The following is a 25,219-nucleotide window of genomic DNA, read 5'->3' on the forward strand; positions in this document are numbered from 1 at the left end:
TGAAGCAAGTCGCTGCCGAAAACTGCGTAACTCTTTGAATCTCAAGGAGTTTTCCGTTTCGACTGCGCCGGAAGTGGGGCGAATTATAGACCTCTAAAATTCGCCGTCAACCCCTAATTCCAACTTTATTCAGATTTCAACGTGATACGTGCAAAAGCCTTCTTACCCGCCTGGCAAACGTGAGTCGCGCCCAGTACATATATAAAGGAGCGATCAACCACTTCACCATCGACACGAACCCCGCCCGCTGCCAACAGGTCGCGCGCCGCTGCGGAGTTTTTCACAAGGCCCGCCTTGTTAAGAACAGCAGCGATCGGCATATCTTCAGCCGAAGCCAGTTCGATCTCAGGCAAGTCATCTGGAAGCTCGCCATCTTTCATCCGGTTGCCCGCGCCACGGTGAGCATTTGCCGCCGACTCCTCACCATGGAAACGCGCAACGATCTCTTCAGCCAGCTTGATCTTGATGTCACGCGGATTCGCACCCGCCTTTACATCAACCTGGAATGCGTTGATTTCATCCATCGACCGAAAGCTGAGCAACTCGAAGTAACGCCACATCAGCGCATCCGGGATCGAAACCAGCTTGCTGTACATGACGCCCGGCGCCTCCTGGATACCGACGTAGTTGCCCAGCGACTTGGACATCTTCTTAACGCCATCCAGACCTTCCAGCAGCGGCATGGTCAGAATGCACTGAGCTTCCTGGCCATAACCACGCTGCAACTCGCGCCCCATCAGCAGGTTGAACTTCTGATCGGTACCGCCCAGTTCCACATCCGCGCGCAGCGCTACCGAGTCATACCCCTGAACCAGCGGATAGAGGAACTCGTGAATAGCGATCGGCTGATTGGTGGTGTAGCGCTTGTCGAAGTCGTCGCGCTCGAGCATGCGAGCGACGGTGTACTGCGAAGTCAGACGAATGAAATCCGCAGGCCCCATCTTGTCCATCCAGGTGGAGTTGAAGGCAACTTCGGTTTTCGCCGGATCAAGAATTTTGAAAACCTGAGTCTTGTAGGTCTCGGCATTCTCCAGAACCTGCTCGCGCGTCAGCGGTGGACGCGTAGCGCTCTTGCCACTCGGATCACCGATCATCCCGGTGAAGTCACCTATAAGGAAGATCACCTGATGCCCCAACTCCTGGAACTGACGCAGCTTATTAATAAGCACGGTATGACCCAGGTGCAGATCCGGAGCGGTCGGATCGAAACCAGCCTTGATACGCAACGGTTGGCCGCGCTTGAGCTTCTCGACCAGCTCGGACTCGACCAATAGTTCTTCCGCACCACGTTTAATCAGCGCTAGCTGCTCTTCAACCGACTTCATAACAGACCCGCAAGGCTCAGATTCAAAGGGAACCAACCATACAAGAACGCGCACCAATTACAAGTTTTGCCCGGCGCACGAACACCAATCCACGGGCCTTGGCTCCGCAGACTTGCTTCACAGATGGTTTGGTTATATTTTATACAGTTATTTCATCTTCATCATGTCATTCATCTTTTCCAATTCATCTATTCAAAGTCAAAAATTACCTATGACCACAGAACCGTCTAAAGCGCCCCCGCTTTACCCTAAGACCCACCTGCTTGCCGCAAGTGGAATCGCCGCCCTTCTCAGTCTGGCGTTGCTGGTATTCCCGTCCAGCGACGTTGAAGCCAAAAAGACGACTCTGAGTCTCGAACTGGAAAGCCCTGCCGAACAACTGACACAAGATCAAGACGCCGCTGACGCGGCTCAAGCCACAAACGAACCGGCAGCTTCGCCGTTTGCACAAATCGAAAACAGCGACGAAAGCACCGCGCAAACCGCTGAAACCGCCCCGGCGCCTGTCGCGCTCGCAGAGAAGCCGAAAGAGCCAGGCCATCGGGAAGTGGTCGTCGCCAAAGGCGACACACTGTCTACCCTGTTCGAAAAGGTCGGTCTGCCGGCGGCGTCCGTGCATGAAGTACTGGCGAGCGATAAGCAAGCCAAGCAGTTCAGCCAGCTCAAGCGTGGTCAGAAACTCGAATTCGAACTGAGTCCGGAAGGCCAGTTGACCAGCCTGCACAGCAAGGTCAGCGATGTTGAAACCATCACCCTGACCAAAAACGACAAGGGTTATTCGTTCAATCGCGTCACCGCCAAGCCAACCGTCCGCACCGCCTACGTACACGGCGTTATCAACAGCTCACTGTCGCAGTCGGCTGCGCGGGCTGGCCTGTCTCACAGCCTGACCATGGATATGGCGAGCGTCTTCGGGTACGACGTCGATTTCGCACAGGACATTCGCCAAGGCGACGAATTCGATGTGATCTACGAGCAGAAAGTCATCAATGGCAAATCCGTCGGCAACGGCCCGATCCTGTCTGCACGCTTCACCAACCGCGGCAAGACTTACACCGCGGTTCGCTACACAAACAAACAAGGCAACAGCAGCTATTACACTGCCGATGGCAACAGCATGCGCAAGGCTTTCATCCGGACACCGGTTGACTTCGCCCGCATCAGCTCGAAATTTTCCATGGGCCGCAAACATCCGATTCTCAACAAGATCCGCGCCCACAAAGGCGTTGACTATGCCGCACCACGGGGCACGCCGATCAAGGCTGCTGGTGACGGCAAAGTGTTGCTGGCCGGCCGTCGTGGTGGTTACGGCAACACTGTGATCATTCAGCACGGCAACACTTACCGCACGCTTTACGGCCACATGCAGGGCTTCGCCAAAGGCGTGAAAACCGGCGGCACCGTCAAGCAAGGTCAGGTGATCGGCTACATCGGCACCACGGGGCTGTCGACTGGTCCGCATTTGCACTATGAATTCCAGGTCAATGGCGTACACGTCGATCCGCTGGGCCAGAAGCTGCCGATGGCCGATCCGATCGCCAAGTCCGAACGCGCGCGCTTCATGTCGCAGAGCCAGCCATTGATGGCGCGCATGGATCAAGAGAAGGCCACCATGCTGGCTTCGAGCAAGCGCTAGGCCATGGCCCTGTATATAGGTGTGATGTCCGGAACCAGTCTCGACGGGCTGGACATCGCCCTGATCGAGCAGAACCCGGCGATCAACTTGATCGCCACCCACTACCTGCCAATGCCTGACTCCCTGCGCGCCGAGCTGCTTGGCTTGTGCGCCAGCGGCGACGACGAGATCGCTCGTTCGGCGATTGCTCAGCAACGCTGGGTCGAACTTGCCGCTTCAGGTATCCACGCCCTCCTCACCCGACAACAGCTCGAACCCCAAGCCATCCGCGCCATCGGCAGCCACGGCCAGACTATTCGCCATGAACCGGCGCGCGGTTTCACAGTACAGATCGGTAACCCTGCCCTGCTGACTGAGTTGACCGGTATTACCGTCGTCAGTGATTTCCGCAGCCGCGATGTCGCTGCCGGTGGCCAAGGTGCGCCTTTGGTGCCAGCCTTTCATGAGGCCTTGTTTGAAGAGCGTACCGGTAACCGGGCAGTCTTGAATGTAGGCGGATTCAGCAATCTGAGTCTGATTGAGCCGAACACACCTGTAGCCGGCTTCGACTGTGGCCCGGGAAATGTTCTGATGGATGCCTGGATTCATTGTCAACGCGGCGAAAACTATGACCGGGACGGCCAATGGGCTGCGACCGGCAAGGTTGAACCAACACTGCTCAAGGCACTGCTCAGCGACCCGTTCTTCGTCACCAAAGGCCCGAAGAGTACGGGCCGGGAAGTCTTCAATCTGCCATGGCTGGAACAGCATCTTTCGCGCCTGCCGACCTTCACTGCCGAAGACGTTCAGGCCACGCTACTTGAGCTGACGGCGCGGACCATCGTCGAGTCGCTACAAAGTGCTCAGCCGGACACACGAGAACTGCTGGTCTGTGGCGGTGGCGCCCATAACGCGACGCTGATGAAGCGTCTGGCGGATCTACTGCCAAACACCAAAGTCGCCAGCACCGCAACTCACGGCATTGATCCGGATTGGGTCGAAGCCATGGCCTTCGCTTGGCTCGCTCATTGCTGCCTGGAAGGGATTGCTGCTAACCGGCCAAGCGTCACGGGTGCTCGGGGTCTGCGCGTACTCGGCGCCATCTATCCGGCATAAGCTTCAAACACAAAAACGCCGCAGAACCGAAAGGCTTTGCGGCGTTTTTGCGTGTGCGGTGAAGCGCGATCAGATCGAGAACGACGATCCGCAACCACAAGTAGTAGTGGCATTCGGGTTCTTGATCACGAAGCGCGAACCTTCCAGCCCTTCCTGATAATCAACCTCAGCACCGGCCAGGTATTGGAAACTCATCGGATCGACCACCAGGCTCACGCCCTCGCGCTCGACGATGGTGTCGTCATCGGCCACGTCTTCATCGAAGGTGAAACCGTATTGAAACCCTGAACAACCGCCGCCCGTAACGAATACGCGCAGCTTCAAGCGATCATTCCCCTCTTCATCGACCAGGCTCTTCACCTTGTGCGCGGCACCGTGGGTGAATTGCAAAGCCGTGGGGGTGAAGGATTCGACGCTCATGCTGACTATCTCCCGGCGTTACGCCGCCATAATGCGTGATGACGCGCATTATCCGCTTGTCCTAGAAAATTGGTCAACTATTAGAGAGCAGCGGCAAGCTTCAAGCCGTGAGCTTCAAGCTTGCCGCTGATAGCCTGCGGCAGCGTCAGGGCAGCATGCCGGCGTGGGACAAACCGAAGCGTTCGTCCAGGCCAAACAGGATGTTCATGTTCTGCACCGCCTGCCCCGACGCGCCTTTGACAAGGTTGTCGATGACCGACAGTACCACGACCAGATCACCATCCTGAGGGCGGTGCACCGCGATGCGGCAGACGTTGGCGCCACGCACGCTACGGGTTTCGGGATGGCTGCCGGCCGGCATTACGTCGACGAACGGTTCGTTGGCATAGCGTTTTTCGAACAGCGCTTGCAGATCCACCGAACGATCGACCACCGTCGCGTAAAGCGTGGAGTGAATACCGCGAATCATCGGCGTCAAATGCGGGACGAAGGTCAGGCCGACATCCTTGCCCGCCGCCCGACGCAGGCCCTGGCGAATTTCCGGCAGGTGACGATGACCTTTTACCGCATAGGCCTTCATGCTTTCCGACGTCTCGGAGTACAAAGAACCTACAGCCGCACCACGCCCGGCACCACTGACACCGGATTTGCAATCGGCGATCAAACGCGATGCGTCGGCCAGACCTGCTTCCAGCAACGGCAGGAAACCCAATTGCGTTGCGGTCGGATAGCAACCCGGCACCGCGATCAGGCGCGCTTTCTTGATCTGCTCGCGATTGACTTCCGGCAGACCATAGACCGCTTCGTCCAGCAATTCCGGTGCGCCGTGTGGCTGGCCGTACCACTTGGCCCATTCGTCAGCGTCCTGCAGACGGAAGTCGGCGGACAAATCGATGACCTTGGTGCCCGCCGCCAGCAGCTCGCCTGCCAAGGCGTGAGCCACACCGTGTGGCGTGGCGAAGAACACCACATCGCAGGCGCCAAGGGTTTTCACGTCTGGCACGCTGAACGCCAGCCCGTCATAGTGGCCGCGCAGGTTCGGGTACATGTCAGCCACGGCCAGACCGGCCTCGGATCGGGAAGTGATGACAACCACTTCTGCCTGCGGATGCTGTGCCAACAGACGCAGCAGTTCGACACCGGTGTAACCCGTGCCGCCGACGATACCGACCTTGACCATAAACCTGCCCTCAACGAACCCACTGGAAAGCCGTCGATAATAGGGGCCGCGCGCGCCTGCGACAACCGCCAAGGTGACGCGCGGACGCTCAAGCCTCTACTATCTGGCTACCGTGAATGAGGGAATAACCAAAAATGCTCTATCTATGGCTCAAAGCGTTTCACATCGTCAGCATCGTTTGCTGGTTTGCCGGGCTGTTCTACTTGCCGCGCCTGTTCGTTTACCACGCACAAAGCACAGACACGATCAGCCAAGAACGCTTCAGCGTCATGGAGCGCAAGCTGTATCGCGGCATCATGGGCCCGGCGATGATCGCCACGCTGATCTTCGGTGGTTGGCTGATCTACCTTAATCCCAGCCTCTTCAGCCAGGGTGGCTGGATCCACGCCAAACTGACCCTCGTCGTGCTGCTGATCGGTTACCACCATATGTGCGGCGCGCAGGTAAAGCGTTTTGCGCGTGGCGAAAATACCCGCAGCCATGTCTTTTATCGCTGGTTCAATGAGGTGCCGGTTCTGATATTGCTGGCTATCGTAATTCTGGTCGTGGTCAAGCCGTTCTAACTTCAACCAATACAGATCCTTGGGGTGTTCACAATGTCGCTGCCCGTTCTGCTCGAACAACGTCTGCGTCTGCCCGTGGTAGCGGCGCCGATGTTCCTGATCTCCAATCCGGAACTGGTGCTCGCCTGTTGCCGCAATGGCGTGGTCGGCAGCTTTCCGGCGCTGAACCAACGCGAAAGCGGTGGGTTCAAGGCCTGGCTGGAACAGATCGAAGCGGGCCTGGCGACGCTGGATAATCCGGCCCCTTATGCGGTGAACCTGATTGTTCACCACAGTAACCCGCGCCTGCAGGCGGATCTGGACATCTGCGTCGAGCACAAGGTGCCGATCGTAATTACCAGCCTCGGTGCGGTGAAGGAACTGGTCGACGCGGTGCACAGCTACGGCGGTCTGGTGTTTCACGACGTGACCACGCGGCGCCATGCCGAGAAAGCCGCTGAAGCCGGTGTCGACGGGCTGATTGCCGTCGCGGCCGGTGCCGGCGGGCATGCTGGCACCTGGAGCCCGTTTGCGCTGGTTGCCGAAATCCGTGAGTTTTTCGACAAGACGCTGTTGCTTGCGGGATGTTTGAACCATGGCCATGAGATTCTCGCCGCGCAGCTGCTCGGCGCGGATTTGGCCTACTTCGGTACGCGATTTATCGGCACCACCGAAAGTCACGCGCCTGACGCTTATAAAGAGATGCTGCTGACAGCCAAGGCTGCCGACATCATTCATACTCCAGCGGTGTCGGGAGTGCCGGCCAGTTTCATGCGCCAGAGCTTGGAGGCGGCCGGTTTCGACATGGCGGCACTGCAAGGCAAAGGCGAGGTCAATTTCGGCGACAAGCTCAAGCCGATCAACGATGAAGCCAAAGCCTGGAAGACCGTGTGGTCGGCGGGTCAGGGTGTTGGCCAGATTGGTGATCTGCCAAGCGTGGATCAGTTGATCGCGCGGCTCGACGCTGAATATCGTCAAGCCCAAACGCGCGCTGCACAGCTGCCACAACGCTGGCCGCGCTGAAAAACATATCTGGCCAGTCCTGATCAGACTGGCTGCCAAATGAATCGCGACAAGGATGCCTCGGCCATGAGCGACACCCGTTACAAGATCGTCTTCGACGGCGCGCTGCAGCCCGGCGTCGACCTCACCACCGCCAAACTGAATCTGGCGGATCTGTTCAAAAGCGACGTGGCCGCCATCGAGCGCCTGTTCAGTGGCCGCACCGTCGCCCTCAAACGTGATCTGTCCCACAGCGATGCCCAGACGTATCTGCAGGCATTGAACAAAACCGGGATCGATGCGCGGATCGAAGCGGAAACCGCCATCGAGCTGAATCTGGCGGATGTCCACGATAACCCTGCAGCGGTCGCGGAACCCGACTCGCCTTACGCACCGCCGCGCGCCAATGTCGGTGAAGCTCTGCCGCCATTCGCCACGCTCAAGCCATTCAGCGTCGAAGGCCGGATCGGTCGCCTGCGCTTTCTCGCCTGGACCATGGTCTTGAGCCTGGTGACCCTGCCCATCGTCGGCGTGTTTGCTTTGATTGCGTTGGGGCTGGTCAGCGGCGACTCGACTACCGGCCTGATCCTCGGCGGCATTCTGGCGGTCTTCCTGTTCCTCGGCTTCATGATCGTCAGCATTCTGTTCAGCGTTCAGCGCCTGCACGATATCGGCTGGTCGGGCTGGCTGTGGTTGCTCAATCTGGTGCCTTTCGTGGGCAGCTTCTTCCCCCTGGTGATCATGGTCGCTCCCGGCAACGCCGGCGCCAACCGCTATGGGCCGCCACCACCGCCCAACAGTAAGGCGGTCAAGGTGTTGTGCTCTTTATGGATCGTGTTCATCGCGCTGATTTTTGCCGGCGGTCTACTCGGCGGCTTCTCGGCTGTGCAGGAAGAATATGAAAGCAATCTGGAGAGCAGCTATGACAGCGGCTCGGTGACGACCGACGACGTTGAGGTCGTCGAACCGCCAGCGATTTCCGCCGACGAGGCAGCCGAACCCGCGCAGGCCCCTGTAGACTCTGCGCAAGAATGAACAGCGCTCCCCGTCGTGACAACCGCGTCGCCGGCGCGGAGCTGTTGCGATGGAGAATTGCATGACCCGTTACGCTCTGATCACTGGCGCTTCCAGCGGCATCGGCCTGGCCATGGCCGAAGCGCTGGCCCGGCGCGGCCGCAGCCTGATTCTGGTGGCACGACAGCGTGATCAGCTGGAGAGTATCGCCATCGAGCTGACCCAGCGTTTCGATGTCGAAGTATTGTTTCGTGCCTGCGACCTCGGCGAACCGTTGCGCCTGTCAGGCTTTTTGCTGGAGCTGGAAGAAGGCGACCGGCAGATCGATCTGCTGGTCAATTGCGCCGGCATCGGCACGTGCGGGCCGTTCCTTGCACAGGACTGGATGACAGAGCAGGATCTCATCGAGGTCAACATTCTCGCCCTCACCCGCCTCTGCCACGCGGTGGGCAACAGCATGGCGCTGCTGGGTGGCGGGCAGATTCTGAACGTCGCGTCGGTCGCCGCCTACAGTCCCGGCCCGTGGATGAGCACCTACTACGCCAGTAAAGCGTATGTGCTGCATTTTTCCGAAGCCTTGCGCGTGGAGCTCAAACAAAGCGGCGTGAAAGTTTCGGTCCTGTGCCCCGGCCCGACGCGTACACCGTTCTTCCGTACCGCACAGATGAGCAGCGAAAAGATCGAAAGCAGCAACTCGCTGATGAGCCCGGAAGAAGTGGCGCTGCATGCCGTGCGTGCGCTGGATAAAAACCGCGCGATCATCATTCCGGGACGACGCAACCGCTGGCTGGCGTTCCTGTCGCGACTGGGTTCGCGCTGGCTTAACCGGACGATTGTCGGCATGGTCAACAAAGCTTACTGCCCCCGCTAGGAAAGCGACTTCCAAGCGGTACACTTGATTCAGCCCAACTCAACGGAGAAACAGCAGTGGATACTCTGTTCACCAAGATCATCAACCGGGAAATCCCGGCCAATATCATTTACGAGGACGACCAGGTTCTGGCCTTCCACGACATCGCCCCGCAGGCCCCAGTGCACTTTCTGGTGATTCCGAAGAAACCGGTGCGCACGCTCAATGACCTGACCGAAGACGACAAGGCACTGGCCGGGCACATTTTGTTCACCGCACAGCGTCTTGCGCTGGAACTGGGTTGTGAAGAAGGCTTTCGCGTGGTGATGAACTGCAATGAACTTGGTGGGCAGACTGTCTATCACATTCATATGCACGTGCTGGGGCAGCGCCAGATGAACTGGCCGCCGGGCTGAAACTCACTGCGGCTTGTGCAGGAGCTGCCGAAGGCTGCGATCCTTTGATTTTGCAGCCTTCGGCAACATGGAGCGATAACCCGCAACACTGCGGCCAATGACCCAGCGCAAACCCTCGCCGGCCGATTCGGTTAAACTGGCCGCCGAGATTCTTCCCGGAGGTCAGCATGACTACCCAACGTCACTACTCGCCCATAGACCGTCTGCTGCTGCAAGCCGATGCCGCGATGCGCACGCTGTTGCCCTTCAGTGGCCAGCCGTACCGCCCATCGCCGGCGATTCTGCAGCCGGACACGCTAATGAGCGATGAGGACACCCGCCACGTCGCTGGCCTGATGCGCATCAACCACACCGGCGAGGTCTGCGCCCAGGCGCTGTATCAAGGACAGGCGCTGACCGCCAAGTTGCCGCAGGTGCGCGAAGCGATGGAGCACGCAGCTGAAGAAGAGATCGATCATCTGGTATGGTGTGAGCAGCGCATCCATCAATTGGGCAGTCACACCAGCGTGTTGAATCCATTGTTTTATGGCATGTCGTTCGGCATCGGCGCGGTCGCCGGGCTGATCAGCGACAAGGTCAGTCTTGGTTTCGTAGCGGCGACCGAGCATCAGGTTTGCAAGCACCTGAACGAGCATCTGGAGCAATTGCCGGCCGAGGATGAAAAGTCCCGTGCGATTCTCGAGCAGATGCGCATTGATGAAGAACATCATGCGGAGAGCGCCCTGGATGCCGGCGGGTTTCGCTTTCCGGCGCCAGTGAAGTTCGGCATGAGTTTGTTGGCGAAGGTGATGACCAAAAGTACTTATCGGATCTGAGATATGTATCGCCCGATATAGCCCTATCGCTGGCAAGCCAGCTCCCACAGGGTTTTGTGTAAAGCAAGAAAAAGGCGACCAGGAGGTCGCCTTTTTTGTGCCCGAGAATCTCAGGTCGGCATGTTGCGCGCGTAGAAGATTTCAAGCATTTCGTGTTTCACACGGTCGGTCACCTGAGCACGTTGCTCGGGCGAAAGATTGCTGGTGGCGTCGCCGAACAGGTAGTTGTCCAGCTCGAAGTTCTTCAGCAGCATTTTGGTGTGGAACAGGTTTTCCTGGTACACGTTCACGTCGGTCATCTGGTACGCGTCGCGAGTGTCTTCGGAGAGGTAGTTCTGGATCGAGTTGATCTCGTGGTCGATGAAGTGCTTGTTGCCTTCGACGTCACGAGTGAAGCCGCGCACACGGTAATCCACGGTCACGATGTCCGAATCGAACTGGTGAATGAGGAAGTTGAGCGCTTTGAGCGGTGAAATGACACCACAGGTCGACACGTCGATATCCACACGGAACGTCGCAATACCATCGTCCGGATGGATTTCCGGATAGGTGTGCACCGTGATGTGGCTCTTGTCGAGGTGGGCCAGAATGATTTCCGGCAAGGGGCCCGGCGACTCTTCGATCTGGCTGTCAGTCGGGGTTACCGGCTCTTCCGAAATCAGAATCGTGACGCTGGCGCCCTGGGGTTCATAGTCCTGACTGGCGATGTTCAGGATGTTGGCACCAATGATCTCGACAACTTCTGTGAGAATCTGCGTCAGGCGTTTCGCGTTGTACTCTTGATTGATGTACTCGACGTAAGCCTGCTGGTCTTGCGGGGTTTCCGCGTAGCAGATGTCATAGATGTTGAAGCTCAAGGTCTTTGTCAGGTTATTGAACCCGTGGAGCTTGAGTTTGCTTTTCACCGTTAAAAACTCTCTATGTATGCGGCCCGGCCGCGTGATCAAGCATGCCCGTCAAGTGCGAACGACGCACCTGCGTAGGACGGTTAACACCTCTTCGCGATGGCGATTTTGGTTGTCTGTTCAGGCGGATGATCCGTCGGCTGACCGATCACTGCCCTGAAAAAAGTGGCGCATTATGCAGACGTCAGCGGGGGATCGCCAGAGTCTGCACTGCTTTTATGATAGTTGAATGTCGGATCAGCCGAGTTCGACGATTTCATAGTCGTGAGTGATTGCCACACCAGCCGCGCCGAGCATGATCGACGCCGAGCAATACTTCTCGGCAGACAGCTCGATGGCGCGCTTGACCTGGGCTTCTTTCAGGCCCCGGCCCTTGACCACGAAGTGCATGTGGATCTTGGTAAAGACCTTGGGATCTTCAGTCGCACGCTCGGCGTCAAGGAAGGCTTCGCAGCTTTCCACGGCCTGACGCGACTTTTTCAGGATGCTGACCACGTCGAAGTTGCTGCAACCGCCGACACCCAGCAAAAGCATTTCCATCGGGCGAACCCCGAGATTACGCCCACCGGCGTCCGGCGGGCCGTCCATCACCACAACATGACCGCTGCCGGATTCGCCGAGGAACATGGCTTCGCCAGCCCATTGGATGCGTGCCTTCATCGCCCAGACTCCACTGTAAAAAAAGGGTCGCCAGCTTAGCACAGCGCTTTGTCCCGGCAGGAACGACGTCCTAGGAAGGTTGCTTTCTGGCTGTAGGTAATTTCTCGAATTTTCGACGAAGTGTCTGGTAAGCTGGCGCCAATTCGCTGGCGCTCATTCGTCAGCCCTGTAGCGACCGCCTTCAGCGCCTCATAAAAACATCACCGTGCAGTCTTTTCGGGATACAACCATGGTTGCTATTACCCCCACACCCAAAATCAAGAACATCGACAAACTGTTGATGCATTGCCAGCGCCGCCGCCACGCAGCCAAGAGCAACATCATCTGCGCCGGCGATCGCTCGGACACGCTGTTCTTCATCATCAAGGGCTCGGTCACCATCCTCATCGAAGACGACGATGGTCGCGAGATGATCATTGCCTACCTCAACGCCGGCGACTTCTTCGGCGAACTGGGTTTGTTCGAGCAGGCCGGCCACGAACAGGAACGCAGCGCCTGGGTGCGGGCCAAGGTCGAATGTGAAACTGCGGAAATCAGTTACGCCAAGTTCCGCGAGTTATCGCAGCAGGATCCAGACATTCTTTACGCGCTCAGCGGACAAATCGCACAGCGCCTGCGCAACACCACGCGCAAAGTCGGCGACCTCGCGTTCTTCGACGTCACCGGCCGCGTCGCCCGCTGCCTGCTGGAGCTCTGTAAACAGCCGGACGCCATGACTCACCCGGATGGAATGCAGATCAAAGTCACCCGTCAGGAGATCGGTCGAATTGTCGGTTGCTCGCGAGAGATGGTCGGCCGCGTGCTCAAGGATCTTGAAGAACGCAACCTGGTCGATGTCAAAGGCAAGACCATGGTGGTCTTCGGAACGCGCTGAGCCCGTCAATCAGGCGCTGTAGATCTGCGCCAGCATCAAACGAAACAATTCATCGAGACGCGCCAACGCCTGTGGCGCGTTGAATTTTTCATGCAGGGCGATATGACTTTGCGCTCGCACCCGCTGCTCCAGGTCGCAGGCTTCATTGAAGCGATTGACCGCGGCGACCATCGCTTCACGTTCGTCATCCATCAGCATCGCACCATGCACCAACCCCACCGGACGTTGGCCGCCCTGACTTTGGCGCCAGCGCTGGGCGGTGCCGACCATCTTGCGACCGTCGAGATTGACGTTGAAACGTCCGTCACAGAATGCGCCGTCGATTTCGCCGACCGACGAGGCGCCACCCAATTCATCCAACAACTGACAGATCGGATCGCACAGACGGCGGTAGCCGGTTTCGATGCGGTTCAGGTCACCTTCGCTGCGGGGCGGGGCATACACCAAGGCAATGTTGATGGTTGCAGCGGATTGCGGGACAGGTTCGCCGCCGGTCTCGCGCAACAGCACCGGCCAGCCGGCCATAGCAGAGACTTCGCAGGCGTGGTCGAAGTGCGGGAGTCGGTTGAGGCGACGCGGCATCACTAGCGCGCGGTCGGTGGGTTGCCAGAACAGCAGGCCGAATTCGGCGTCACCGGCGCAGACCGAGGCCAACAAGTCCTGTTCGGCTTGCAGGCCGGATTCGATGGTCAGCGGGGTTGGCAGCGACATGGTGGGCTCCGGCGAATCTGCAATCTGTGGGGGTTTTGAGGGTCTCTTCGCGAGCAAGCCCGTTCCACATTTGGAATGCATTTCCCTTTGGGAGCGGGCTTGCTCGTGAATGAGTCGACTCGGTCTGGAGCGAATCAGTCGAGGGTCGAACCGCTTATTACCGGACCGCCACGTTCCGGGAAGAACAGGCGCTGCAATTCAATGCCCGGATTTTCGGCGCGCATGAACGCTTCCCCGACCAGGAACGAATACACGTCGCTGATTTCCATCAGTTCGACGTCGGCCCGGTTGAGGATGCCGCTTTCGGTGATCACCAGGCGATCGCGCGGGATGCGCGGCAGCAGGTCGAGAGTGGTTTCCAAGTTGACGTCAAAGGTGTGCAGGTTGCGGTTGTTGACGCCGACCAGCGGCGTGTCGAGGGTCCTCAACGCGCGCTCCAGTTCGTCACCGTCGTGCACTTCGACCAATACGTCGAGACCGACACCTTTGGCCACGGCGGCCAGTTCGGCCATTTTCACGTCGTCCAGTGCGGAGACGATCAGCAGGACGCAATCGGCGCCCAGCGCGCGGGCTTCAACGATCTGGTACGGATCAATCATGAAGTCCTTGCGGATTACCGGCAGTTTGCAGGCAGCGCGCGCCTGTTGCAGGTAGGCGTCGGCACCCTGGAAGTAATCGATGTCGGTCAGCACCGACAGACACGTCGCCCCCCCCTTCTCGTAGCTTTTGGCGATGTCGGCTGGTACGAAGTCTTCGCGAATCACGCCTTTGCTCGGCGAAGCCTTTTTGATTTCGGCAATCACGGCCGGTTGTTTCTTTTTCGCTTGCGCCAGCAATGCCTGGGCAAAACCACGGGGTGCATCGGCCGCCTTGGCCAGACCTTCCAGCTCGCTCAGGCTGACCCGAGCGCTGCGCTCGGAGACTTCTTCAACCTTGCGCGCCAGAATCTTTTCCAGAACCGTCGGTACACTCATCCTTCATTCTCCACTTTGAATACCGCGGTAAAGGCACCCAGCTCCTCGAGCTTTTCCCGAGCGAGGCCAGTGTGCAGCGCATCGTGCGCCAGCTCCACACCTTGTTTCAGACTGCTTGCCAGGTCGGCGGCATACAGCGCCGCACCGGCATTGAGCACAATCATCTCGGCAGCTTTCTGGCCGTTGTCGGTTTTGCGCTTGCCGAGGGCATCGCGGATCAGCGCCAGCGACGCTTCCGGACCTTCGACCGAGAGACCGTGCAGGCTCTGGCTCTTCATGCCGAGATCTTCCGGTTCGACCCAATATTCAGTGATCTGGTTGTTTTTCAGCTCGGCGACAAAGGTCGGCGCGGCCAGGCTGAATTCGTCCAGACCGTCCTTCGAATGCACCACCAGCACGTGTTTGCTGCCCAATCGTTGCAAGACCTCCGCCAATGGGCGGCACAGCGTCTGGGTGAACACGCCCACCACTTGATGCTTCACGCCGGCCGGATTCGTAAGCGGGCCAAGCATGTTGAACAGTGTGCGCAGGCCGAGTTCGCGGCGCGGGCCAGCGGCGTATTTCATCGCTTTGTGGTGAGTCTGGGCGAACATGAACCCGATACCGACGCTGTCGATGCAGCGCGCCACCTGAACCGGCGTCAGGTTCAAGTAGATGCCAGCAGCCTCCAGCAGATCGGCGCTGCCGCTCTTGCCGGACACCGCACGGTTGCCGTGCTTGGCAACGGTGCAACCGGCCGCAGCGACAACAAAGGAGGACGCAGTCGATACGTTGAAGATGTTCGCACCGTCACCGCCAGTACCGACGACATCGACTACGCCGTCGAGGGTTTTCAGCTCGACCTGATCGGCGAGCTCACGCATCACCGACACGGCGCCAACGATCTCGTCGATGCTCTCGCTCTTCATGCGCATGGCCATCATGAACGCGCCGATCTGCGCTTCGGTGCATTGCCCGGTCATGATTTCGCGCATCACATCGCGCATTTCATCGGTGCTGAGGTCGAGGTGTTCGACGATACGGCTCAGGGCTGTCTTGATATTCATGGGAAGTCCTTAGCGCGTGCCGCCGGTTTGTTTGAGGAAATTGGCAAACAGTTCATGACCCTGCTCGGTGAGGATCGACTCGGGGTGGAACTGCACACCCTCGATATTAAGGGTCTTGTGACGCAGGCCCATGATCTCGTCGATCGAGCCGTCATCGTGCTGGGTCCACGCGGTCAGCTCCAGGCAATCGGGCAGGCTGTCGTGCTTGACGATCAGTGAGTGATAACGGGTAACGGTGAGCGGATGATTGAGACCGGCAAACACACCCTTGTCCTCGTGGAATACCGGGCTAGTCTTACCGTGCATGACCTGACGGGCGCGGATCACGTCGCCGCCGAAGGCCTGGCCGATGGACTGGTGGCCAAGGCAGACGCCGAGAATCGGCAGTTTGCCGGCGAAGTGTTTGATCGCGTCGATGGAAATGCCCGCCTCGGTGGGCGTGCACGGCCCAGGAGAAACCACGATGCGCTCGGGATTCAGCGCTTCGATTTCGGCGATGGTCAGTTCGTCGTTGCGCACCACTTTGACCTCGGCACCCAGCTCGCCGAGATATTGCACAACGTTGTAAGTAAAGGAGTCGTAGTTGTCGATCATCAGCAACATGGCGTTTCGAACCTCTTGAATTCTGACTTGATGACAGCCTTCAGATGACTTGCCCGCAGGGCGCTGCGCGATGTCGGACGCGCAGAGGGCGCCAGCACAGCGGCATTTCAAACAGACAAGGAAGGCAAAGCGATACAGATCCGGCGAGGCCGGCAGAGAAGATTCAGGCGCGCCAACGCCAGCGGGCGTGAGCCTTGATGACTTGATCCAGAAGTTTGCTGGTGATCAACACGGGGAAGGTCTCGTTCATACGTTCCGGCACAGTAACTTAGCTGGGCGGAGCGTGCAATATGGCGGGGCCTGCGGGTTATAAAACGGCGGAAGGATTCGCGACCGATGGCAAAATGCCGAACGTTTTTGGTACTGTCGTTTCGTTCACCTACAACAATAAATAAACGGACTTGCTCATGATCAGACAGACGTTGTTTGTACCGCTGGCCAGCTGCGTGCTCGCACTCGCGTGCGCCCAGGCCAATGCAGCGCCCAATCCTTATTCCAGTTTCATTGTGTTCGGCGATAGCCTCAACGATGCCGGCACCTTCGCCGACACAGGCGGCCCGGCGGGTTCCACCGAGCGCTACACCAACCGCACCGGGCCGGTGTATCAGGACGGCAGCGGCGAAGTGTATTCATTGAATTCCACACAGCTGCTTGGCGGGCGCCTGGGCTATTCGCCGGACCAGACAGCCTCTTCCAGTTCCGCCGTGCGTGCGGAAAACGGCCAGCCCGACGGCAACAACTGGGCGGTCGGCGGCTATCGCACCGACCAGATTCTCGACTCGATCACCACCCAATCGGCCACCGGCGAACGCACGCGCCCCGGTTATCTGCCATCAAACGGCTTTCGCGCCGACCCGAATGCGCTGTACTACATTTCCGGAGGTGGCAACGATTTCCTCCAGGGCCGCATTTTGAGCCTGCCCCAGGCCAACGCCGCAGCCGATCGCCTGGCCGACAGCGTGCAGACGCTGCAGACCGCCGGCGCGAAATACGTGATGGTCTGGCTGCTGCCAGACGTGGGCCTGACCCCGGCACTCAACGGCACGCCGCTGCAAGCGTTCAGCAGCACCCTGGCCAACCAGTTCAACAGCCAGTTGGTGACGCGCCTGCAAGGCATCAACGCCGAAGTCATTCCGCTGAACATTCCGGTGCTGCTCTCGGAAGTCTTCGCCGACCCGGGGCGCTTCGGTCTGGCGACTGACCAGAACCTGACCGCCACCTGTTTCAGCGGCGGCGGCTGCCCTGAGAACGCCCGATACGGAATCAACAGCGCCACGCCAGATCCGACCAAACTGATCTACAACGATGGCGTGCACCCGACCGAATCCGGACAAAAACTGATCGCCGATTACGCCTACTCCCTGCTCGCAGCACCATGGGAATTGAGCCTGTTGCCGGAAATGGCTCACGGCACCGTGCGCGCGCATCAGGATGAATTGCGTAACCAGTGGCAGGCGGATTGGGAAAACTGGCAGGCGGTCGGCCAATGGCGCGCTATTGTCTCGGCCGGCGGACAGCGTCTGGATGTCGACAGCCAAAACAGCGCCGCCAGTGCCGATGGCAGCGGTTATAACCTCAATGTCGGTGGCAGCTATCGTCTCAACGAAGCCTGGCGCGTGGGCGTGGCGGCCGGTTTGTACCGGCAGAATCTTGAGGCCGGCCACAACGACTCCGATTACAAACTCAACAGCTACATGGCCACCGCGTTCGCCCAGTTCCAGCAGAACCGCTGGTGGGCCGACGCCGCGCTGACCGGCGGCAAACTCGACTACGACAACCTCAAGCGCAAGTTCGACCTCGGCGCCAGCGAGGGTGCGGAGAAAGGCGATACCGACGGCAGCCTGTGGGCGTTCAGCACGCGCCTGGGTTATGACATTGCGCAACCGGGCAGCCAATGGCATCTGTCGCCGTTTGTAAGCGCCGATTACGCCAGTGTCGATGTCGACGGTTACTCGGAAAAGAGCAACCGCGCCACGGCGCTGACCTTCGACGACCAGAGCCGCGATTCGAAACGTCTGGGCCTGGGGATTCAGGGCAAGTACAACTTCACCGCGCAGACTCAGGTGTACGGCGAATACGCTCACGAGCGTGAGTACGAAGATGACGTGCAGAAGGTCAATATCGCGCTCAATACCCTGCCGGCCAATGACTTCACCCTTGAAGGCTACACGCCGGCCAGTCACCTGAACCGCTTGAGCCTGGGTGTCAGTCACAAGCTGACGGCGGATCTGGCGTTGCGTGGGGGTTATACGTTCCGTAAGGATGATGACTTCAAGCAGCAGGGATTGAATGTCGGGGTTGTGCTGGATTTCTGAGTCGTAGATGCAAAAAAGCGGCGCCTGTCAGGGCGCCGCTTTTTTTGGCTACACACAAATCGAATGGGGGAGCGGGCTTGCTCGCGAATGCATTCGGTCAGTTGATGTAAAGGTCGACTGATCCACCGCTTTCGCGAGCAAGCCCGCGCCCACAGGGGTCGGTTGTGGGCTCAGGCGTCCGGGGTCTGCTCGGCCAGGGCGACGGCGCGGAACATCGCGCGGCGTTTGTTCAGGGTTTCTTCCCATTCCAGCGCCGGCACCGAATCGGCGACGATGCCGCCGCCGGCCTGCACGTGCAGTTCGCCGTTCTTGATCACCGCCGTACGAATGGCAATGGCAGTATCCATGTTGCCGTTCCAGGCAAAGTAACCGACCGCACCCCCGTACACACCGCGCTTGACCGGCTCGAGCTCGTCGATGATTTCCATCGCGCGAATCTTCGGTGCCCCGGACAACGTACCCGCTGGCAGAATCGCCCGCAGCGCGTCCATCGCGGTCAGGCCCGCCTTCAACTGGCCGGTGACGTTGGAGACAATGTGCATGACATTGGAATAACGCTCGATGACCATTTTTTCGGTGAGCTTCACCGAGCCGATTTCCGAGACGCGCCCGGTATCGTTGCGGCCCAGATCGATCAGCATCAAGTGCTCGGCGATCTCCTTGTCATCCGAGAGCAGATCTTGCTCCAGCGCAGCATCGGCTTCTTCGGTCGCGCCGCGTGGGCGCGTGCCGGCGATCGGGCGTACGGTGATCAGGTTGTCTTCGACGCGCACCAGCACTTCCGGCGAACTGCCAACGACATGGAAATCACCAAAGTTGAAAAAATACATGTACGGCGTCGGGTTGAAGCAGCGCAGCGCGCGGTACAGATCGATCGGCGCTGCCTTGAAGTCGATCGACATACGCTGCGATGGCACCACCTGCATGCAGTCGCCGGCAAGGATGTATTCCTTGATGGTGTCGACGGCTTTTTCGTAATCGTTCTGGGTAAAACTCGAGCGGAACACCGGATCGGCCGATTGCTGTTTGCTGAAGTCCAGGCCACGACGCGGGGTGATCGGCTGGCGCAGTTGCTCAAGCAGTTCCTGCAAACGCGCCTGACCGTGTTCAAAGGCATCGGCCTGCGCCGGGTCGGCCAGCACGATCGCATGCATCTTGCTGGCGAGGTTGTCGAACACCACAACAGCGTCGGAGACCATCAGCAGAATGTCCGGCACGCCCAGCGGATCGGGATTCGGGCATTTGCCCAGACGTTTTTCGACATAACGCACGCAGTCGTAACCGAAGTAACCGACCAGACCACCGTTGAAACGCGGCAGACCGGCAATGGTCGGCACGTTGTAGCGCGCCTTGAAGGTTTCGACGAAGGCCAATGGATCTTCAACGTCGTGGCTTTCGGTTTCGATGCCGTCAACGGTGATGCTGACATGATGGTCATGCACACGCAGAACGGTGCGGCACGGCAGGCCGATCATCGAGTAACGGCCCCATTTCTCGCCGCCCTGTACCGATTCGAGCAGGTAGGTGTTGGGCTGGTCGGCCAGTTTCAGGTAGATCGACAGCGGCGTGTCGAAGTCGGCCAGGGTTTCACAGGCCAGTGGAATGCGGTTATAGCCGTCAGCGGCCAGACGCAGGAATTCTTCGCGGATCATGAGGTGCCTCGTGGAATGAGGTGTAATCGGTCAGGTAGGCAAACGCGCCGGCAGGCCGGCCAGAATCAGTCAGGCGCGCCAACGCCAGCGGGCCAGGGCCTTGATGACTTTCATCCAGAGTTTGCGGGTGACCACCACGATGGCGTTTCCAGAAGGGGGTTGAACAGCGTCGGGCAACGTTATCCCACCGGCCAGATCCAGGCAACCGGGAATTAGTTTGCGCAAATCGTCGATCACCAGCGCTGGGGATTCCTCGGCAATCGGCCGGCCATGGTTGTAGCCGTAGCTCAGCGCCACACATTTGACCCCCGCCGCTTTTGCCGCCTGCACATCGCTGCGCGAGTCGCCGACGAACAACGATTGCGAGGCCGGAATGTTGGCCATTTTCATCACGAAAAACAGCGCCGCCGGGTCAGGCTTCTTCTGCGGCAAGGTATCGCCGCCAATGATCCATTTGAAGTAGCGCCCGATCTTCATCTGATCGAGCAGCGGCGCGACGAAACGCTCCGGCTTGTTGGTGATCAGCGCCATGGCCACGCCTTGCTTGTGCAGCCACTTGAGCGTGTCGCGCACACCGGGATAGACCACGGTCAGCTCATGGCTGGCGCCGTACGCTTCCATAAAGATTTCCAGCGCGCGCTCGGCCTCGGCATCATCCACCGCCGAATGATCGATGCTACCGGCCAAGGCCCGACGCACCAGCACTGGCGCGCCATTGCCGACCCACTCGCGCACCGCTTCGATGCCCGCAGGCGGGCGGCCGAGAGAGAGCAGCATGGTGTCCACGGCCGCTGCCAGGTCGGGAACCGAATCGATCAGCGTGCCATCCAGATCGAACATCACCAACCGTGGCAGTTGCCCCGGGAACAACTGCTCAAAACCGCTCATGGGCGCGCCAGTGCCAGTTCGGAACGCATCTTGTCGATGACTTCCTGATAGTTCGGCGCGTTGAAAATGGCCGAGCCGGCGACAAAGGTATCAGCACCAGCAGCAGCGATTTCGCGGATGTTGTTGACGTTGACGCCGCCATCGATCTCCAGGCGGATGTCACGCCCCGACGCATCGATGATCGCCCGCGCTTCGCGCAGTTTGTCGAGGGTACCGGGAATGAACTTCTGCCCGCCGAAGCCTGGGTTGACGCTCATCAGCAGGACCATGTCGACCTTGTCGATCACATACTTGAGCACGTCCAGCGGGGTCGCCGGGTTGATTACCAGGCCGGACTTGCAGCCGCCTTCACGGATCAATTGCAGCGAGCGATCGACGTGCAACGTGGCTTCCGGGTGGAAGGTGATGTAGGTGGCGCCGGCTTCGATGAAGTCGCCAACGATGCGATCCACCGGGCTGACCATCAGGTGCGCGTCGATCGGCGCGGTGACGCCGTACTTGCGCAGTGCTGCGCAGACCATCGGGCCGATCGTCAGGTTCGGCACGTAGTGGTTGTCCATGACGTCGAAATGAACGAAGTCGGCGCCGGCGGCGAGAACGTTGTCCACTTCCTCGCCGAGGCGGGCGAAGTCGGCGGAGAGGATCGACGGAGCAATTACGAAGGGCTGCATGACGCACCTGTGCTGAGCTAAATCACGATGGCGCGCATTGTATACCTCAAGTTTCCACGCGCGCACCGGGACCGCGATGATTGGGTTGTGCCATGAGCGCTCAGCGAGCCTAGCTCAGTAGGCTGCGCGGTAGATCTTTTCGATGTCGACGGCGCTGAGCTGGCGCGGGTTGTTGCGCATCAGACGCTCGATGCCGGCGGCCTCCACGGCCATCGCCGGGATCGCTTCCTCCGGCACACCAAAACTGCGCAGCCCGGCGGGGATTTCCACCGCCGCGCACAAGTCGGTCATGGCCTGCACGGCTTGGTCGGCTGCTTCGGCCGCACTCAGATGCGCAGTCTTCAGCCCCATGGCTTCGGCAATATCCTGCATCCGTTCGAGGCAGGCCATTTTGTTCCAGGTCATCACATAGGGCAGCAGCAAGGCGTTGCTGACGCCGTGGGCAATGTTGAAGCGCCCGCCCAGCGGATACGCCAGCGCATGCACCGCGCCCACGCCAGCGTTACCGAACGCCATGCCGGCCATCAGGCTGGCGGTGGCCATGTCTTCACGCGCTTGCAGATTGGCACCGTTGGCATAGGCCTTGGGCAGCGCCCTGGCGATCAGCTTGATCGCACCGATGGCAAGGGAGTCGGTGATCGGCGAGGCATTCACCGACAGATAGGATTCGATGGCGTGCACCAGTGCATCGACACCACTGGCGGCGGTGACGCTGCGCGGGCAGGTCAGGGTCATTTGCGGGCTGACCAGAGCGACGTCCGGCAACAGATAGTCGCTGACGATGCCTTTCTTCAACTGCGCGACCTTGTCCGAGAGGATCGCCACATTGGTGACTTCGGAACCAGTTCCGGCGGTGGTGGGAATGGCAATCAGCGGCGGGCCTTTGCGTGGCACCTGATCGACGCCGAACAGGTCCTCCAGTGCCCCGTGGTAACCGGCGTAAGCGGCGACACTCTTGGCGATGTCGATGGCACTGCCGCCGCCGAGACCGATCAAACCGTCATGCCCGCCGTCGCGGTAGGCGCGCATGCAGTCTTCGACAATGGCGATTTCCGGGTCGGGCAGCACTCGGTCGAAAATCTCGTAGTCACGCCCGCCAAGTTGCGCCAACGCCAGCTCGACGGTACCGGACTGGACCAGCGCGGCGTCGGTGACGATCAGCGGATTGTCGATATTCAGACGCGTGAGCTCGGCGGCCAGTTGTTCGATGGCTGCGGCGCCGGTGATCAGTTTATGAGCGATTTTGAACTGGGACAGACTCATGGTGCGCAGCCTCTTATAGATGTGGGAGCTGGGCGCAAGATTAGCTGGGGATTTGAGGTTGTCTGCTATTCACTCCATGAATGACCAACAACTACCCCTGTAGGAGCTGCCGAAGGCTGCGATCTTTTGATCTTTGTTTTTAAGATCAGGATCAAAAGATCGCAGCCTTCGGCAGCTCCTACAGGGAATGCGTCAGACCTGAGCAGTACGCAGTTTTTCGCTGCGGCCACGCAACCATTCCAGCGTCAGCAGCAGGATGACGGAGAAGGCAATCAGCAACGTCGCCGCAGCGGCGATCGTCGGGCTGAGGTTTTCGCGAATCCCGCTGAACATCTGCCGAGGCAATGTCGCCTGCTCAGGCCCGGCGAGAAACAGCGTCACCACCACTTCATCGAAAGAAGTGGCAAAGGCAAACAGCGCCCCGGAAATCACCCCCGGCGCAATCAGCGGCAAGGTCACCCGGCGAAATGCGGTCAGCGGCGAAGCACCGAGACTTGCAGCCGCGCGCACCAGATTGTGATTGAAGCCCTGCAACGTCGCCGACACGGTGATGATTACAAACGGCACACCGAGCACCGCGTGCACGACGATCAGCGAAAAGAAGCTGTTGCCCAGGCCCAGCGGCGCGAAGAACAGATAACTCGCCACGCCGATGATCACCACCGGCACCACCATCGGCGAAATCACCAGCGCCATCACCAGCGATTTGCCGGGAAAGTCGCCCCGGGTCAGGCCGATCGCCGCCAGCGTGCCGAAGATCATTGCCAGCACCGTCGCGGCCGGAGCGACGATGATGCTGTTCCTCAGTGCGCGCATCCACTCCGCCGAGGCGAAGAAGTCGTGATACCACTGCAGCGAGAACCCCTGCAGCGGGTAGACCAGAAAACTCCCCGAGTTGAACGACAGCGGAATAATCACCAGCACCGGCAGGATCAGGAACAACAGGATCAGGCCGCAGAGGATCCGCAGGCTGTAGAACCACACCCGTTCGATGGGCGACATGTAAGGACTCAGCATCGCAAATTCCCCTTAGCTCAGGCGCAGGCGACTGGCGCCGACCAGCCAGCTGTAGATCAGATAAAGCACCACGGTCGCCAGCAACAGCAGCCCGCCGAGCGCGGTGGCCATGCCCCAGTTGATGCTGGTGTTGGTGTAGAAGGCGACGAAGTAGCTGACCATTTGGTCGTTCGGGCTGCCGAGCAGCGCCGGGGTGATGTAGTAGCCAATGGCGAGGATGAACACCAACAGGCAGCCGGCGCCGACGCCGGCGTAGGTCTGCGGGAAGTACACGCGCCAGAAACTGGCGAACGGGTGGCAGCCGAGGGAAATCGCCGCGCGCATGTAGGTTGGCGAGATGCCTTTCATCACGCTGTAGATCGGCAAAATCATGAACGGCAGCAGAATGTGCACCATCGAGATGTACACGCCGGTACGGTTGAACACCAGTTCCAGCGGTTTATCGATGATGCCCATCGCCAACAGCGCACTGTTGATCAAGCCGCCCGATTGCAGCAGTACGATCCATGCCGCCACCCGCACCAGAATCGAGGTCCAGAACGGCAGCAGCACCAGAATCATCAGCAGGTTGCTCTGCCGCGACGGCAGATTCGCCAGCAGGTAGGCCAATGGATAAGCAAGCAGCAGGCAGATCACCGTAATGACCAGGCCCATCCAGAAAGTGCGAGCGAAGATGTCGAGGTAGATCGCCTGATCAGGCGTAGCCGGGGCCAGTTCGCCGAGGTCGTCGATACGATGGTCGACCGCCGCCAGCAGGTAATAAGGAGTGATGCTGCTGGTGTTGCGCTTCACCGCTTGCCAATAAGCCGGATCGCCCCAGCGTTCGTCGAGCGCTTCCAGCGCTTCTTTATAAGAAGCCGGTTCGCTGGCGAACGGCAGCGCCCGGGCAGTTTTGGTCAGCAGGCTGCGATAGCCGGCCAACTCCATGTTCAAGCGCTTGGACAGATCGCCCAGCGTCTGGTTTTTACGCGCCTCGGCGAGGTCTTCGCTGGCAGCCTTGTACACCGGCTCGGCAGGCAGGCCACGGCCGTTCCAACTCGCAATGGCCGTGACGGTGCGCGGCATGCCGCCAACCACTTCGGGGTTGCCGACGCTTTTGTAGAGCAGCGCCACGATCGGCACCAGAAACACCAGCAACAGAAACAGCACCAGCGGCGCAATCAGCGCCTGAGCTTTCCAGCGGTTGACCCGCTCGGCGTGCCTGAGCTTCTGCTTCAAGGTGGGGCTGGCGCCCTCGTTCAGGGGAACGGCGATGGCCATGACGTACTCCGTAAATCTTTGGATGGGCGGCATCACACATAGCGATACCGCATTACATCAACACACAAGAAACACATCGCACCTG

25 protein-coding genes are annotated in these 25,219 nt (G+C 59.4%); 10 read left to right on the plus strand and 15 right to left on the minus strand.

Annotated features, from left to right (window positions below; all coding sequences use genetic code 11):
- Window positions 1-125: 125 nt before the first annotated feature.
- Window positions 126-1,325, minus strand: a complete 1,200-nt coding sequence (tyrS, locus tag ACIGDJ_RS23565; protein WP_397479803.1) for a tyrosine--tRNA ligase — start codon at window positions 1,323-1,325, stop codon at window positions 126-128.
- A gap of 211 nt (window positions 1,326-1,536) precedes the next feature.
- Here tyrS and ACIGDJ_RS23570 point away from each other — a divergent pair, with 211 nt between their 5' ends.
- Window positions 1,537-2,961: a peptidoglycan DD-metalloendopeptidase family protein gene (locus ACIGDJ_RS23570; protein ID WP_313005139.1), complete on the plus strand. Its 1,425-nt coding sequence runs from the start codon at window positions 1,537-1,539 to the stop codon at window positions 2,959-2,961.
- A 3-nt stretch (window positions 2,962-2,964) separates the two neighbouring features.
- Window positions 2,965-4,056, plus strand: a complete 1,092-nt coding sequence (locus tag ACIGDJ_RS23575) for an anhydro-N-acetylmuramic acid kinase (RefSeq protein WP_313005137.1) — start codon at window positions 2,965-2,967, stop codon at window positions 4,054-4,056.
- 69 nt (window positions 4,057-4,125) lie between these two features.
- Here ACIGDJ_RS23575 and erpA read toward each other — a convergent pair whose 3' ends face one another.
- Both erpA and argC read right to left on the minus strand, forming a co-directional pair.
- The gene (gene erpA / locus ACIGDJ_RS23580) at window positions 4,126-4,476 is read right to left on the minus strand and encodes an iron-sulfur cluster insertion protein ErpA (protein ID WP_003176443.1); all 351 of its coding nucleotides are present in this window, start codon (window positions 4,474-4,476) and stop codon (window positions 4,126-4,128) included.
- A gap of 145 nt (window positions 4,477-4,621) precedes the next feature.
- Window positions 4,622-5,656: an N-acetyl-gamma-glutamyl-phosphate reductase gene (gene argC, locus ACIGDJ_RS23585; RefSeq protein WP_042610443.1), complete on the minus strand. Its 1,035-nt coding sequence runs from the start codon at window positions 5,654-5,656 to the stop codon at window positions 4,622-4,624.
- Window positions 5,657-5,790: 134 nt separating this feature from the next.
- Between argC and hemJ the strand changes: the two genes are divergently transcribed.
- From hemJ to coq7, 6 genes are all read left to right on the plus strand, one after another.
- Complete coding sequence (gene hemJ, locus ACIGDJ_RS23590; protein WP_101160818.1) at window positions 5,791-6,219, plus strand: protoporphyrinogen oxidase HemJ; 429 nt, start codon at window positions 5,791-5,793, stop codon at window positions 6,217-6,219.
- A gap of 33 nt (window positions 6,220-6,252) precedes the next feature.
- Window positions 6,253-7,221, plus strand: a complete 969-nt coding sequence (locus tag ACIGDJ_RS23595) for a nitronate monooxygenase family protein (RefSeq protein WP_101160821.1) — start codon at window positions 6,253-6,255, stop codon at window positions 7,219-7,221.
- 66 nt (window positions 7,222-7,287) lie between these two features.
- Window positions 7,288-8,235 (plus strand): DUF805 domain-containing protein, encoded by a 948-nt coding sequence (locus tag ACIGDJ_RS23600; RefSeq protein ID WP_397479798.1) that lies wholly within the window; start codon window positions 7,288-7,290, stop codon window positions 8,233-8,235.
- A gap of 61 nt (window positions 8,236-8,296) precedes the next feature.
- Window positions 8,297-9,085 carry an SDR family oxidoreductase gene (locus tag ACIGDJ_RS23605; RefSeq protein WP_101160824.1) on the plus strand — a complete coding sequence of 263 codons (789 nt, stop codon included), beginning with the start codon at window positions 8,297-8,299 and terminating at the stop codon, window positions 9,083-9,085.
- A gap of 56 nt (window positions 9,086-9,141) precedes the next feature.
- The gene (locus ACIGDJ_RS23610) at window positions 9,142-9,480 is read left to right on the plus strand and encodes a histidine triad nucleotide-binding protein (protein WP_016772924.1); all 339 of its coding nucleotides are present in this window, start codon (window positions 9,142-9,144) and stop codon (window positions 9,478-9,480) included.
- A gap of 167 nt (window positions 9,481-9,647) precedes the next feature.
- On the plus strand, window positions 9,648-10,295 hold the full coding sequence (gene coq7, locus ACIGDJ_RS23615; protein WP_101160826.1) for a 2-polyprenyl-3-methyl-6-methoxy-1,4-benzoquinone monooxygenase: 648 nt from the start codon (window positions 9,648-9,650) through the stop codon (window positions 10,293-10,295).
- Window positions 10,296-10,405: 110 nt separating this feature from the next.
- Here the strand turns inward: coq7 and speD are convergent, their stop codons facing one another.
- Both speD and ACIGDJ_RS23625 read right to left on the minus strand, forming a co-directional pair.
- Window positions 10,406-11,200, minus strand: a complete 795-nt coding sequence (gene speD, locus ACIGDJ_RS23620; RefSeq protein WP_024014530.1) for an adenosylmethionine decarboxylase — start codon at window positions 11,198-11,200, stop codon at window positions 10,406-10,408.
- A 237-nt stretch (window positions 11,201-11,437) separates the two neighbouring features.
- Window positions 11,438-11,860 (minus strand): OsmC family protein, encoded by a 423-nt coding sequence (locus ACIGDJ_RS23625; protein ID WP_016772921.1) that lies wholly within the window; start codon window positions 11,858-11,860, stop codon window positions 11,438-11,440.
- 229 nt (window positions 11,861-12,089) lie between these two features.
- Between ACIGDJ_RS23625 and crp the strand changes: the two genes are divergently transcribed.
- Window positions 12,090-12,734: a cAMP-activated global transcriptional regulator CRP gene (gene crp, locus ACIGDJ_RS23630; protein ID WP_101160829.1), complete on the plus strand. Its 645-nt coding sequence runs from the start codon at window positions 12,090-12,092 to the stop codon at window positions 12,732-12,734.
- A 9-nt stretch (window positions 12,735-12,743) separates the two neighbouring features.
- On the opposite strand, the gene ACIGDJ_RS23635 is transcribed toward crp, so the two are convergent.
- The 4 genes from ACIGDJ_RS23635 to ACIGDJ_RS23650 all read right to left on the minus strand — a co-directional run bounded on the left by ACIGDJ_RS23635 (window position 12,744) and on the right by ACIGDJ_RS23650 (window position 16,068).
- Window positions 12,744-13,445, minus strand: coding sequence for a lipoyl protein ligase domain-containing protein (locus tag ACIGDJ_RS23635; RefSeq protein ID WP_101160832.1), 702 nt, complete (start codon window positions 13,443-13,445; stop codon window positions 12,744-12,746).
- Window positions 13,446-13,579: 134 nt separating this feature from the next.
- Window positions 13,580-14,419, minus strand: a complete 840-nt coding sequence (gene trpC / locus ACIGDJ_RS23640) for an indole-3-glycerol phosphate synthase TrpC (RefSeq protein ID WP_397479797.1) — start codon at window positions 14,417-14,419, stop codon at window positions 13,580-13,582.
- Window positions 14,416-15,465 (minus strand): anthranilate phosphoribosyltransferase, encoded by a 1,050-nt coding sequence (gene trpD / locus ACIGDJ_RS23645; protein WP_101160837.1) that lies wholly within the window; start codon window positions 15,463-15,465, stop codon window positions 14,416-14,418. The genes trpC and trpD overlap by 4 nt, the downstream gene beginning before the upstream one ends.
- 9 nt (window positions 15,466-15,474) lie before the next feature.
- Window positions 15,475-16,068: an aminodeoxychorismate/anthranilate synthase component II gene (locus tag ACIGDJ_RS23650; RefSeq protein WP_101160840.1), complete on the minus strand. Its 594-nt coding sequence runs from the start codon at window positions 16,066-16,068 to the stop codon at window positions 15,475-15,477.
- Between the two features lie 407 nt (window positions 16,069-16,475).
- On the opposite strand from ACIGDJ_RS23650, the gene estP reads away from it, so the two are divergent.
- Window positions 16,476-18,383 carry an esterase EstP gene (gene estP, locus ACIGDJ_RS23655; protein ID WP_397479796.1) on the plus strand — a complete coding sequence of 636 codons (1,908 nt, stop codon included), beginning with the start codon at window positions 16,476-16,478 and terminating at the stop codon, window positions 18,381-18,383.
- Window positions 18,384-18,553: 170 nt separating this feature from the next.
- Here estP and trpE read toward each other — a convergent pair whose 3' ends face one another.
- The 6 genes from trpE to ACIGDJ_RS23685 form a co-directional block, all read right to left on the minus strand.
- Window positions 18,554-20,035: an anthranilate synthase component I gene (gene trpE, locus ACIGDJ_RS23660; protein ID WP_101160845.1), complete on the minus strand. Its 1,482-nt coding sequence runs from the start codon at window positions 20,033-20,035 to the stop codon at window positions 18,554-18,556.
- Between the two features lie 69 nt (window positions 20,036-20,104).
- Window positions 20,105-20,923 (minus strand): phosphoglycolate phosphatase, encoded by an 819-nt coding sequence (locus ACIGDJ_RS23665; RefSeq protein WP_101160848.1) that lies wholly within the window; start codon window positions 20,921-20,923, stop codon window positions 20,105-20,107.
- Entirely contained in the window at window positions 20,920-21,594 is a 675-nt protein-coding gene (gene rpe, locus ACIGDJ_RS23670) for a ribulose-phosphate 3-epimerase (RefSeq protein ID WP_397479795.1), read from the minus strand. The genes ACIGDJ_RS23665 and rpe overlap by 4 nt, the downstream gene beginning before the upstream one ends.
- Window positions 21,595-21,708: 114 nt before the next feature.
- A complete protein-coding gene (locus ACIGDJ_RS23675; RefSeq protein WP_397479794.1) occupies window positions 21,709-22,857 on the minus strand; it encodes an iron-containing alcohol dehydrogenase in 1,149 nt (382 codons plus the stop codon).
- A 192-nt stretch (window positions 22,858-23,049) separates the two neighbouring features.
- A complete protein-coding gene (locus tag ACIGDJ_RS23680; protein ID WP_101160854.1) occupies window positions 23,050-23,874 on the minus strand; it encodes an ABC transporter permease in 825 nt (274 codons plus the stop codon).
- Window positions 23,875-23,886: 12 nt separating this feature from the next.
- The gene (locus tag ACIGDJ_RS23685; RefSeq protein WP_397479793.1) at window positions 23,887-25,134 is read right to left on the minus strand and encodes an ABC transporter permease; all 1,248 of its coding nucleotides are present in this window, start codon (window positions 25,132-25,134) and stop codon (window positions 23,887-23,889) included.
- Window positions 25,135-25,219: the final 85 nt, after the last annotated feature.

The organism is Pseudomonas sp. NPDC079367 (assembly GCF_044542195.1).
GTDB lineage: Bacteria > Pseudomonadota > Gammaproteobacteria > Pseudomonadales > Pseudomonadaceae > Aquipseudomonas.